General features: G+C 29.5%; 11 protein-coding genes. 3 read left to right on the top strand and 8 right to left on the bottom strand.

The genetic code is table 11. From position 1 onward, the window contains the following. Nucleotides 1–19 precede the first annotated feature (19 nt). From ARA19_RS02535 to ARA19_RS02515, 5 genes are all read right to left on the bottom strand, one after another. Entirely contained in the window at nt 20–1,549 is a 1,530-nt protein-coding gene (locus ARA19_RS02535; RefSeq protein ID WP_055069377.1) for a peptidoglycan D,D-transpeptidase FtsI family protein, read from the bottom strand. After that, complete coding sequence (locus ARA19_RS02530) at nt 1,550–2,776, bottom strand: FtsW/RodA/SpoVE family cell cycle protein (protein ID WP_055069376.1); 1,227 nt, start codon at nt 2,774–2,776, stop codon at nt 1,550–1,552. It lies immediately after the preceding gene. A 13-nt stretch (nt 2,777–2,789) separates the two neighbouring features. After that, nucleotides 2,790–3,281: an FHA domain-containing protein gene (locus tag ARA19_RS02525; RefSeq protein ID WP_055069375.1), complete on the bottom strand. Its 492-nt coding sequence runs from the start codon at nt 3,279–3,281 to the stop codon at nt 2,790–2,792. Nucleotides 3,282–3,857: 576 nt separating this feature from the next. Next, nucleotides 3,858–6,683 (bottom strand): excinuclease ABC subunit UvrA, encoded by a 2,826-nt coding sequence (gene uvrA, locus ARA19_RS02520; RefSeq protein ID WP_055069374.1) that lies wholly within the window; start codon nt 6,681–6,683, stop codon nt 3,858–3,860. 1,039 nt (nt 6,684–7,722) lie between these two features. Further along, a complete protein-coding gene (locus ARA19_RS02515; RefSeq protein WP_055069373.1) occupies nt 7,723–8,046 on the bottom strand; it encodes a hypothetical protein in 324 nt (107 codons plus the stop codon). Nucleotides 8,047–8,311: 265 nt separating this feature from the next. On the opposite strand from ARA19_RS02515, the gene ARA19_RS02510 reads away from it, so the two are divergent. After that, a complete protein-coding gene (locus ARA19_RS02510) occupies nt 8,312–9,313 on the top strand; it encodes an NAD(P)-dependent oxidoreductase (protein WP_055069372.1) in 1,002 nt (333 codons plus the stop codon). Between the two features lie 409 nt (nt 9,314–9,722). Next, nucleotides 9,723–10,277, top strand: coding sequence for an ECF transporter S component (locus ARA19_RS02505; RefSeq protein ID WP_147574348.1), 555 nt, complete (start codon nt 9,723–9,725; stop codon nt 10,275–10,277). A gap of 134 nt (nt 10,278–10,411) precedes the next feature. Here the strand turns inward: ARA19_RS02505 and ARA19_RS02500 are convergent, their stop codons facing one another. Next, nucleotides 10,412–11,809 carry a basic amino acid/polyamine antiporter gene (locus ARA19_RS02500; RefSeq protein WP_055069370.1) on the bottom strand — a complete coding sequence of 466 codons (1,398 nt, stop codon included), beginning with the start codon at nt 11,807–11,809 and terminating at the stop codon, nt 10,412–10,414. A gap of 141 nt (nt 11,810–11,950) precedes the next feature. On the opposite strand from ARA19_RS02500, the gene ARA19_RS17020 reads away from it, so the two are divergent. Further along, complete coding sequence (locus ARA19_RS17020) at nt 11,951–12,124, top strand: (2Fe-2S)-binding protein (RefSeq protein WP_084764163.1); 174 nt, start codon at nt 11,951–11,953, stop codon at nt 12,122–12,124. Nucleotides 12,125–12,192: 68 nt separating this feature from the next. Here ARA19_RS17020 and ARA19_RS02495 read toward each other — a convergent pair whose 3' ends face one another. After that, complete coding sequence (locus ARA19_RS02495; protein ID WP_055069369.1) at nt 12,193–13,002, bottom strand: CPBP family intramembrane glutamic endopeptidase; 810 nt, start codon at nt 13,000–13,002, stop codon at nt 12,193–12,195. Nucleotides 13,003–13,045: 43 nt separating this feature from the next. Next, on the bottom strand, nt 13,046–13,348 hold the full coding sequence (locus ARA19_RS02490; RefSeq protein ID WP_055069368.1) for a PadR family transcriptional regulator: 303 nt from the start codon (nt 13,346–13,348) through the stop codon (nt 13,046–13,048). Between the last annotated feature and the right edge of the window lie 37 nt (nt 13,349–13,385).

Genomic DNA, 13,385 nt, shown 5'->3' with positions numbered 1-13,385 from the left:
TACCTCCTAGCTAAAAAAATTACATTCCTGTCTGTGTTAAATATTCATCTATCATTTGATATGCAATATTAGCACCTATAACTGAACCTGCTCCACCATTAACTATTTTTACAGCAATGGCTATTTTAGGGTCATTAGCTGGTGCAAAACAAGCAAACCATGCATCTGTTACTGGGTCCATTTGACCATTTGCAAAGGCCTTTTGAGCTGTACCTGTTTTTGATGCTATCTTAAACTTAGGATCCATGTAGTCCCAAACATGTGATGGATAACCTTGTCTTTGTTCTGTTACATATCTCATATCCTTAGTTATTTCTGCAGCTTCAGCTTGTGTCATCTTTCTTCCTAATGACTTAGGCTGAACTGTTTGAAGAACTTTACCTTGTGAGTTAACAATTTCTTTTACTAATGTTGGTTCCATCATAACACCACCATTAGCTACAGTTGATGCAACTAATGCTATTTGCATTGGTGTCGCTGTTGTTTGTCCTTGACCTATAGCACTCTGCGCCATAGCTCCTAAGCTACCTTGACTAAGTGTTGGGAAATTACTTGGCGCTATATAAACACCATTAGCTGGAACTGATTGATTAAATCCGAAGCTTTCTGCTGTAGTCTTTAATGCTGTATTTCCAAGTTCCATTCCTAAAGTACCAAAAACAACGTTACTTGAAACTGATAAAGCTCTTGCTAATCCAATTTCTCCATAAGCCTCCCAACTTTCATTTGGAAGAGTATAATCTTTACTGATTTTTACATAACCCTTATCATCAAATACTCTATTTGATACACCTGGTATATTTTGAAGGGCTGAAGTTAATGTTACCATCTTAAATACTGAACCTGGTGCAGTTGGGTTTTCTGTAACTTGGTTTATAAATTCAAAGGCTTGCTTTCCTGCTTTTTGGTCAGCATTTGCTTGCTCCATAGCAGCTGCTAAATCATTTGGATCAAATGTTGGCATTGTTACAGATGCTAATATTGCTCCAGTCTTAGGATCTAAAGCAACAACAGCTCCTGTATCTACTGTTCTACCTGTCTTAGCTGATAAAGCTGCCATTTGTTCTTTCATGGCTTTCCATGCAGTTTTTTGTAAACCAGCATTTAAAGTTGTAACTATTCCATCACCAGTCATTGATAAAGCTTTTCCTCTATTGTCAAAGGCTTCTTTAATACTAAATTTATTACTTGGTGTGTAAGTAGTTAAAGTTTTGTTGTATATCTGTTCTAAGCTACCTGGATCTAATCCAAATCTAGGACTATCATATCCTACTATAGCTCCATATAATGCTCCACTAGGATATATTCTTTTTTGTCCTGTACCATCTTTAACACTATAAGCTATCTTTTGCATTGAACTGTCATAAACAGTTCCTCTTAATATTTTATGTTCCTGTGCAAAAGCAACTGAGTTGGTTGGCTTAGCTGCTATTTTGGGTGCTTGGAATAAATAAAAATATGTTATATATCCTATAAGCCCAATTAATAGTATCAGATAAACAACCATTATATGTTTCATATTTTTAGATAAATCTTTGTTATCTCTCATTTATCTACGACCCTCCTCAGAAATCTTCTGTAATATACCTAGGGCGAAGAATATTGTAAGCATTGATGTACCTCCATAACTTACAAGTGGTAATGTTATACCTGTTAAAGGAATTATTGTGAATATTCCTCCAACTATTACTAAAACCTGTATTACTATAAGAGCACTCATACCAACTCCAACTAGCTGTGAAAAATTATCTTCAGCAGTTAAAGCTGCTCTCATACCTCTATAGAATAAGAAGAAGTAAAAGAATAACATACCTATTGCAAATATCATACCAAACTCCTCACATACCATAGCGTAAACAAAGTCTGTATTTGAGAATGGTATTAGTTGTGGATATCCTTGTCCAAGCCCTAAACCTAGAGCACCTCCTGAAGATATTCCATATAATCCTTGAACTATTTGGTAACTATTACCTTGAGCATTTGCCCATACATGAAGCCAAGCATCTATTCTAACTCTAACGTGGCTCATTGTAAAGAATCCAACTACTCCACCTAAAAGTAAAAAGATTATACTCAAGAAAACATATCTTTTTCTTGATGTTGCCATATATATAACAGTAACTGCTAAGAAGAAGAATAGTCCTGCTGCTCCTAAGTCTTTTTGAAGGAACATACATCCTACTGCAAATAAAGTTACTATTCCTGGAACCATAAGCTGTTTTATTTCTGCTAAAAAGCTATCTTTCCTCTCAAAGTTCATTAATGCTGAGGCAAGATATAAAACAAGGAATAACTTCCCTATCTCAGATGGTTGGAAAGTAAATGATCCTATTCTTATCCAGTTCTTAGCACCATTTATATCTGTACCAAAAATTAAGGCCATCACTGAAAAGATAACAGTACCAATTAAATAAGTTTTTTTAAATCTTGAAAAACTTTTTAAATCCGGTAAGAAAATAGTTATAAACATAAATGCAATTATACCTAAACAAAGCCAAACTAATTGTTTTACTGCAATTGTAGGACTTATGCTATATTGCATAGCCATACCTATAACTGCCAAAACCGACGAAAATACAAAAATGTATTTATCACCATCGGGATAAAATCTTCTTATGATGTAATGAGAAAAGCTTATTATCACTATAAGAATAATACCCATTATTATTGCATTTGTATCTATAGGGTTCTTTTGAAGCCCTAGCCATCCAAACAAGGCAATACAAAGCAAATAGACCATTCTTAAAAGCCTTTTTTCATACTTAAGAGTGTTCATTCTTTCACCTCAATTATCCTATAACCTTAAATACAGTACTACCTAATCTTACACTGTCATTCATCATTAATTTTCTAGTTCCTAAGACTCTTTCTTCGTTAACAAATGTTCCATTAGTACTATTTAAATCCTCAATAAAACATTCGTCATTATTTACAAAAATCTTAGCATGATGTGAAGATACAAATTGATCGTTAAGTATTATTAGGTTATCTGATTTTCTTCCTAATGTTATTAAATTGTTGATTGGAATAGTAGTTCCTACTCTAAGTTTGCCTTCAGTCAATGTAGCCATTACTTCTAAAGAACCAAAAGTCCCCTTTGGTCTCTTAGAGGTTGCTGCCTGTGTTTGCGACTGATTTTGTCTTTTTGTAGACTTTACACTATTTTTACTACCATTTTGGACATCCTTAGACATAATTCTAAGGGCATAATAAATGATTGCAAATAATATTATTATGAAAATAATACTAAATATATAGCCCATCACTTTCGTAAAATCCATATTGTCACCTCTAAATATTTATTTGATATTATTCCAATTATATATAATTAATGACTTCACTATTAAAATTATAAATTTTTATTTAACTAGTGTAAATCATTATTTATCATAGTATTTGCTAAATATTTAAAAATTAAAGCTAATCTAAAAAATAAACTATATTTTAAATATTTTTACACAGCTTAAAAGGTCATACTTTATAAAATGTAGTCACAATTTACTTAAAATATTATCCGTATACTCTAAAAAGAGTTATATATTATATTATTTCAATTAAGGCTACATTAGTACCTAAAATATGCCCTTATGCTTATTAAAATTTTATTCTTTAAAAATTATCTAAGAATATGTCTTTGTTTTCCTCCAGCTTATACATAGTTGGAGTATTACAGACACTAGTCATTAGATTAACTAAGATTTAACTTACAAATACCTCCAATTGACTTATAAAAATTTAGTCTATTGTATTTTGTATTATACTAAATCCTATCATAAATAAATTACAAAATTCAAACAAAATTCCTCAAATTTAAAAAAATCTAATAAATTTTGCCTTATAAATTTAAAATAATAGTCTTATTTTGTAGTTAACTTCAAGTATTTTCCTGTATATGAACCTTCTGTATTCATTATTTCCTCAGGGGTTCCAGTTCCTATAATTGTTCCACCTCTTTGACCACCTTCTGGCCCTAAATCAATTATGTGATCAGCACACTTTATCATATCTAAATTATGCTCTATAACAACTACAGTATTACCTGCATCAACTAATCTTTGCAATATTTTTATTAGTCTATTAACATCATCTATATGCAATCCTGTTGTTGGCTCATCTAAAATGTATAAAGTTTTACCTGTACTTCTTTTAGATAACTCATAAGCTAACTTAATTCTTTGAGCTTCTCCTCCTGATAATTGTGTTGATGGTTGACCTAATCTAATATACCCAAGACCAACATCATTTAAAGTTTGAAGTTTTTTATGGATTCTTGGTATATTTTCAAAGAACTCTAAGCCCTCTTCTACAGTCATATTTAATACTTCAGCTATATTTTTGCCCTTGTATTTTACCTCTAAAGTTTCTCTATTGTATCTCTTACCCTTACATACTTCACAAGGTACATAAACATCTGATAAAAACTGCATTTCAATTTTAATTATTCCATCTCCACTACAAGCTTCACATCTTCCACCTTTAACATTGAATGAAAATCTTCCTGGTTTATAACCTTTCATTTTTGCATCTGGTGTTTGTGAAAATAACTCTCTTATTATATCAAAAGTTCCTGTATAAGTAGCAGGATTACTTCTTGGAGTTCTTCCTATAGGACTTTGGTCAATCTCTATTATTTTATCAATATTTTCATACCCCAAAATTTCTTTATGTTCCCCTGGAATAACCTTTGACTTAGAAACAACTTTAGCAAGTCCTTTGTAAAGAATACTATTAACTAAGGTACTTTTACCAGAACCTGATACTCCTGTTACCATAGTAAGGGTTCCTAGAGGAAACTTTACATTTATATTTTTTAAGTTATTTTCCTTAGCTCCCTTTACTGTAATGAAATTTCCATTACCTTTTCTTCTTTCAGTAGGAATTTCAACTTTCTTTTTACCTGATAAATATTGACCAGTTAATGATTTTTCATTTTCCATTATCTCTTCTAGAGTTCCAGTGGCTACAATTTCACCACCATGCTCACCAGCACCTGGTCCAATATCTACGATAAAATCTGCCGCTCTCATTGTATCTTCATCGTGTTCTACGACTACAAGGGTATTTCCAACATCTCTTAATCCTTGTAAAGTTGCTATTAATTTATCATTATCTCTTTGATGAAGACCTATAGATGGCTCATCTAAAATATATAATACTCCCATAAGTTGTGAACCAATTTGAGTTGCTAATCTTATTCTTTGTGCTTCTCCCCCTGAAAGTGTTCCTGCTGTTCTAGCTAAGTCTAAATAATCAAGTCCTACATTCATAAGGAATGTTAATCTAGCTACAATTTCCTTTAATATTTGGTCACTTATAATTTTATCTTTTTCTGATAATTCTACATTTTTTAAGAATTCTAATTCATCACCTATAGATAATTTAGTAAATTCATATATATTCTTATCTCCAACTGTAACAGCTAAAACTTCTGGTCTTAATCTAGCACCTTTACACTTAGGACATTTATTATCACTCATATATTTTTCTATTTCAGCTTTTATATAATCAGAATTTGATTCTAAATATCTTCTTCTTAAAGCATTTATTTCACCCTCAAAGGAGTGGTTATAAGTACCCTTAACGCCTTCTTTTTCATAATTAACTACTATTTTTTCACCATTAGTACCGTAAAGTAAGATATCTTGAACTTCTTTGCTTAAATCCTTAAACGGAGTATCTAAATCAAAATCATATGTTTCCATAAGTGATTTTAATACTGCAAAAGTCCATGCTTCCTCCTTTAATCTTCCTTCACCCCAACTTGATATGGCTCCTTCTTTTATTGTAAGGTTTTTATTGGGTACAACTAAATCCACATCTATTTCTAGTAAACTTCCTAACCCATCACAATAGTCGCATTTACCAAAAGGTGAGTTAAATGAAAAACTTCTTGGTTCTAATTCTTCTATGCTTATTCCACAATCTGCACAAGCAAAGTTTTCACTATATATTTTATCTCCTTCACCAATCACATTAAGAATTACTAACCCTTCACCTAATCTTAAAGCTGTTTCTAAGGAATCTGTTAATCTTCTTTCAATTCCTTCTTTAACAACTATTCTGTCAACTACTGCTTCAATATTATGTTTTTTATTTTTTTCTAGCTTAATATCCTCTTCTGTAATATCATAGATATCACCATCAATTCTAACTCTTACAAATCCACTTTTCTTAATATTTTCTAAGACCTTTTCATGAGTTCCTTTTCTTCCTCTAACAAGAGGTGCTAATAACTGAATTTTAGTTCTTTCCTCTAAAGATAAAATACTATCAACAATGGTATCTACAGTTTGTTTTGATATAACCTTTCCACACTTTGGACAATGAGGCACACCTATTCTTGCATAAAGCAATCTTAAATAATCATATATCTCAGTTACTGTTCCCACTGTTGAACGTGGATTTCTTGACGTTGTTTTTTGATCTATAGATATAGCAGGTGACAATCCCTCTATAGATTCAACATCTGGTTTATCCATTTGACCTAGAAATTGTCTCGCATAAGAAGATAATGATTCAACATACCTTCTTTGTCCCTCAGCATATAAGGTGTCAAAAGCTAATGATGATTTACCAGAGCCTGATAACCCTGTGAAAACAACTAACTTGTCTCTCGGTATTTCAAGGTCGACATTTTTTAAATTATGTACTTTCGATCCTTTTATTACAATTTTATTTTTCATGGTATATCTCCCTTTATATAATAAAACTTAAACTCATAGAAAATTACTTTTTATTTAAAAACATTTTAAATATCTAGTAATCTCTATAATTTTGTCCTATTTATTAAATCTCTATTATCTAAATAATTATTAATCTTCTTTCAGTCTAAATATCACAACTTAAAAAAAATTTCACCTTATTTTTTAATCTAGGAATTAATATTAATCCTATAATTCATTATTTATAATATTTTAAAACTCTATGGCTAAAGTGTCAATTTATTTTGAAATATAATCCAGTGCGTAATAATAGTATAACAAGGATTCATTCCCCAATATTAGTTCTTTTTACCTCTATTGTTTTTATTAATTTGCATAATTGGATACTTATATTTAATTAACTAAAAAATTATTTATATTTGAATCTATTGTAATATAATGGATATTGTAGGGAATGATATAATGTAAATCATAATAGATAGGAGTTGATATAATGCAAGAAATGGATGTTCTAGCCGATCTTTTAGTACGTCTATTTTACACTATTAGAGCTTTTATTATTTATCCTTATCTAGCTTTACAAAATAAAAAAAATCTTAAACCATAAAATAAAAAAATGAGGATGTATCAAATTACAGACACATCCTCTCTGACTTTTATCTAGCTATATAGGTTCATCACTTGTGACCACTCACTTACGTAAAGAAGCTCTAATATTTTTTCTACAACAGTTTCTAAAATTTCTAAACTCACTTTGTTCAAACAATCAAAATTTTTCACGAAACTATTGTTCAAAAATAAAGAGCTTCTACTACTAGTTCAATGGTCACAGCATTTTGTACCTATATAGCTATCTCGGCAGATGAAAAAATACACTTATCTGATAGCTAGAGGCTGTAATACTCCTCTCTTCTATAAGTAGGAGATAAAGCCTCACGCTTCTAGATAACTACGACTAAGCATTCAGATGGAGTCAAAACTCCACCTGAATTAAGTCTACGTTTATAAAAGTAATATAAATTAAGGGGCTGATTTAATATAGCCCCATCTTTATCAATAATTAGTTTATTGCCACATTGAATTCAAGTTCACCATAATCACTAATATCATAAACATTTACATCCATTTTCCATAAATCATTTTTTGAAAAAGAATCCTTTATTATATACCTTTTCTTTTTTCCACTTTTATCTCTATATATCATTATTAATTTTTCCTCTGTATCTAAGTAACTATTTGGTAATTTAACTGTTTTGCTACTATTTTCTTTTATTCTTCTAATTCCACCAGGGTATTTACACCCCTCATAGGTAAAAATGAAATTTCCTAATTCTTTTAGGCTTTTGTTATTTATATTTATAACTGGAAAAAATAAATTACTCATAGACATTACCCCTTCTGAAATTATTTAATTACTACTATATATATTCTATTAAAATTTAATTAAACCTTTTCATAATTGTTTTTTTAATAAATTATTAATAGTTTATCTAAAGTCCTAGGAGCTTTTTTAGTATATAATTTTAACACAAGCCACCTTATAGAATTAAATTCCTTATGGTGGTCCTTTTTAAGTTTAGTGTTTTTAGCTATTATATTGATTAATGATTAACGGGGTTTAAATTTAAAAATAAAAAGGAGTTTTATATATGAAAAAAATAGTAGTTTTAGATTCAAAAGTCATGGGCGATTTTTGCTTTAACAGATTAAATCAATATGGAAATGTTGAAATATATAAATCAACATCTAGGGATGAACTTATTGAGAGAATTAAAGATGCTCAAATAATAATTAATACTCAAGCAGTTCTAAATAAAGAAGTTTTAGAACATGCAGAAAAATTAGAACTAATATGCCAAATGACTACTGGCTTTAATATAATCGATATAGAATACGCTAGAGAAAAAGGAATAGCTGTAACTAATGTAGCTGGATACTCAACACATACTGTAGCTCAACACAGTATAGCTCTACTTTTATCTCTAATGAACAAAATAGTTATTCAAGATAAATTCGTTAAGGATGGAGAATTTTCTAAACTAAATACTTTTGCTAGTCCTTATAATAATCCAGCTCAACTTTTTGGAAAGACAGTTGGAATAATTGGTCTTGGCAATATTGGAAGACAAGCTGCTAAAGTCTTTGATGCCTTCGGTGCTAAAGTAATATATTACTCTCCATCAGGAAATAAACAAGATGTTCCTTATGAGATGGTTAGTTTTGAAAAACTAATAAAAGAATCAGATGTAATTTCAATTTATGCTTCACTTAATAAAAAAACTGAGGGACTTATAAACTATGAAGTTCTTAAAATGATGAAAAAAGATGCTTTAATAGTCAATGTAGGTAGAGGACCAATAATTGTTGAAAAAGATCTTACTAGAGCTTTAAATGAAAATTTAATTGGTGGTGCTGCTTTGGATGTGTTCACAGTTGAACCTATAGAAGCTTATAATCCTCTTTTACATTTAGATAATCCATCTAAAATTGTTTTAACTCCACATAGTGCTTGGCTTAGTGCTGAAGCAAAAGAAACACTATTCTCTGGAGTTTTAAGTAATATAGACTCTTTCTATTCAGGTGGCATTGAAAACAGAATAGAAACTCCTCTAGACATTCTAATAAAAGAAAAAAATATATTATTTGCATAGCATAAGCTGAGACTTAATTCAGCTAAAGTCAAATTCTATCTGAATTTTAATCAAAATTATAAAAAATCTAAAAAAAGAGGATGTATCAAATTACAGATACATCCTCTTTTCTTTTTTATCTAGCTATATAGGTGAAAAAATACACTTATAAAAGTAATATAAACTATTAAATATTTAATATTAACCTTTATTCCTCATTTTTAAAACTATTGAAATATAATCCATGAATAATTTGTAATTTATTCTCTAAAAATATATTTTATAGAATAATATATTTTCTTTAAAACTATTATTTAAATTACTGAATAAAATAAATTTTATAAATTGTATGGGTATATTTGCATTTAATTATACCTACCTATATGATTTATATATACATATACGTGCTTTTACTAAGGAGGAAATGAACATGCAAAGTCAATCTAAAGGAAGAAATGTAAAACTAATGGCTCTCATTTTAACTTCACTTATGATAGCCTTCACCTTCGTTATAGGCTCATTTATAAGAGTACCAACTCTTAATGGAATGGCCCAACCAGCAGATTGTATAGTTTTACTTTCAGCAGTTTTATTAGGAAAGAAAAAAGGCTTTTTAGTAGGTGCTTTTGGAATGGGGTTAATTGACCTTGCATCAGGTTATGCCTATTGGGCTCCTTTTAGTTTTGTTATTCAAGGTTTAATGGGTCTTGGAGCTGCTGCAGTTCTAGATGCTTTTGATAAAAGAAACTTTAAAATTTATCTATTATCATTTATTGTTGGTGGTGCAATTTCTGCTATAGGCTATTTTATAGCAAATGCTATAGTTGGTAGGCTAATAGTTGGAGCTACAACATCATTTTGGGCTAGTATATTATATGCTGCTGCTCATTTTCCTGGAGATATCTCTGAAATAATTCTTGGGATAATAATAGCATTACCACTATCCCCTGTAGTCAATAGATTAAAACATCAATTTCTTGATTAAATATAAAGAAAGAAGTTATATCAAAACTCCTAATAAGAATTTTGATATAACTTCTTTTCCTTTTAGCTATTATTTTCTAAAATCTATAAAAACCAAAGTTTTAATAGTTAATAACCTTTCAATATTCTCTTTCTTCACATTATTAAATAAATAATTCCTATTACCCCTAATATAGTTATTATAACTCCAATCGTTCTTTCCCAACTCTTTTCAAAGAGCTGTTCCTTTTGCTCTCTTGCCCTTATTATAATAAATATTAATCCTATAGAATAAATAATAAACAACTGCAAAATACCAACTATTCCAGCTGTTGATATAGCATAAAGAGAAAATACCATACTTATAAGACCATAGAGTATATGTAAATATTCTTTTTCACTCCAAGATATCTTAATTAAAAAAGCTGCTGATAATATGTAAGGTAATAAGACCATTGTAGTGGCTATGTTAGTAATAGCTATAAAGGCATTATTTGCAAACATAGCAAAAACAAAGGCTATCTCCATTATTATAGAATTTAAAAATAAAGCATTTATAGCAGCTCCACTCTTCCCTACTTTTCCTAGAGACATTGGAAATACTTTATCCTTCGCAGCAGTCATTGGAATTTCTGCATTGATAATTGTCCATGCCATCCATGCTCCTAAAACTGATATTATGACACCTATATTTACTATTACAGCGGCCCAAGTTCCGTAGGTATCTTGCAATAAGCCGCCTAAAGCAGGATTTTGAAGATTCATTAAAGTGTATTGTGGAAGTACTCCATAACTCAAAAAAACTATTAATAAGTAACATACTAATGTTCCAAAATAACCTATTATGGTAGCCTTACCTACATCAGTAGATTTTTTTGCTCTTCCAGATATAACAACAGCACTTTCTATACCTATAAAAACCCATAGAGTTTGTAATAAAGAATTCTTTACTTGATTCCCGATAGTTCCAAAATATTTGTCCTTTTGCATAACTACATTCATAGCAAAAGGGTCCGATGTAAATATTTTAACTTTAAATGATAATATTAATAATATTATGGCTAAAGCCACAGGAATTAATTTAGCTATGGTTGCTATTACATTTAAGTTTTCCCCAAACTCCATACTTTTATATAAAATGGCCATAGCCCCCCAAATCATAATTGTAGCTATAATAAAACCAGTTATACTATTAACTCCCCCCATAGTAGGAAAAAATGATTTTAAAGCGTATATAAGCAACACTGCATAGGATACATTTCCTAAGGTTTGAGCTATCCAATACCCCCACGCTGAATTGAATCCTATGTATTTTCCAAAGCCTTCTCTTGCATAACTATATATTCCTCCAGATAAATCTGGTCTTTTTTCATTAAGTATTTGAAATACCTTACCTAAGAAAAATATTCCTACTCCTGTTATTGTCCATGCAATAGCAGCTGCTACAGGACCTCCTGCCTGTGCCATTGATGATGGCAATTGAAATATTCCTCCACCAATCATAGAACCAACTACTATTGAAATTAATCCTATTATTCCAACTTTCTTTTCCATAATAAAAGTCTCCTCTTTAGTTTTCAATTTTCACTTTATATATTATTTCTATATATTTATATTTTTATTAATTTACATACAATTTCTTATTTAGGAAAAACTAAAATATATATTTAAATACTTATCAAAGGAGAATTTATCATGGGAGTAGTTTGTATATGTAATAATATAGATAGAGATGAATTAATTAGAGTTATAAAATCAGGAGCTAATACTTTAGAAGCTGTAAAAAAAGCAACTGGGGCTTGTACTGGACACTGTAATGGAAATCGTTGTGAAAAAGAAGTAATTAAACTTCTAAAACAATATTCTTAAATAGCAAAAATTCAGCTAGAGCCGAAACTCTAGCTGAATTAAATCTTAGTTTGTTAATACTTAATGTTTTAAGTTGTAAAATTCCTTTTACTTCTTTTTATCAGTAAATAGAATCCTACTACAAAAATAACCATACCTAAGAATACAGATACTAAATATAGATATGGAGATATGTTAAATAAATAAGCTATTAGCACTCCACCAAATATATTAAATAAAATATGCCCTAGTATATCACTCCATATTGACTGACAATAATAATTTATTACAGCAAGTATAATTCCTAATGTGAAAGTATAAATACCTTGTAATAAATTACCATGAGCTATAGCAAATAATAATCCCTGTATAATTATTGCTATGTACAATGGACTTGTCTCTGAAAGTTCATCAAAGATAACTCCCCTAAATAATATTTCTTCAAATATGGGCCCAACTATATTTATTATTATCATCGATATTAATGTACTTTGCATATTTACTATGAAATTATTAGTTTCCTCATAACTACTTATGTTATTGCTTAGAATAGAAACAATTAAACTATTAACTAAAGCAAATCCTATTATAATCATAGCAATGTATATAATATACTCAGCTTTAAATTTTTTAAATTTACACCTTTCTAATAAACCTCTCTTAGAAAATTTATATAGCAAGAATAAAAAAATAAAAGTTAAGATAATTGATATAAGTAAACTTATAGCTGTAGTATCAATTATCATCTTGCTATACTCAATTGAGTTAGCATTATCAATAAACCTTCTTCCTTTTAAAAGATATTCATTGGTTATAAACCTTGCTACATTACCTTGAATGAGTAAGTATACCAAAATAAATAAAATAGATTTTATAACAGAAATTATAAATTTTTTCACCTTTTCACCTCATGATTTTTCTTTTGTTTTAACGGCCCTCTTCTTATATATCATGTGTTAATTGCTCTATTTTTTCTTTTACATCCTTTAAAACTTCATTTCCTAATTGAGTTGTTCTATAATACTTTCTTATTTTCCCATTAACATTTACTTCTTCTTGTTCTAAAAGTTCTTCATCTAGCATTGATCTTAATATAGGATATAAAGTTCCTGGACTAACGCTATATCCATGTTCTCTTAATTCCTCCATCATCCAAGAGCCATAAAAAGGCTCTCTATTTCCATGATGCAGAATGTGTATATATATAAATCCATTAAATACTTTCCTTACAATCTTATCAGTCATACTCTCCTCCAAATCGCAAAACTCATTTAAATACTTT

Source organism: Clostridium massiliamazoniense (genome assembly GCF_001403635.1).
GTDB classification, from domain to species: Bacteria; Bacillota; Clostridia; order Clostridiales; family Clostridiaceae; genus Sarcina; species Sarcina massiliamazoniense.
The sequence above is the reverse complement of the archived record's forward strand: the minus strand, read 5'-3'. Positions and strand labels throughout refer to the sequence as shown.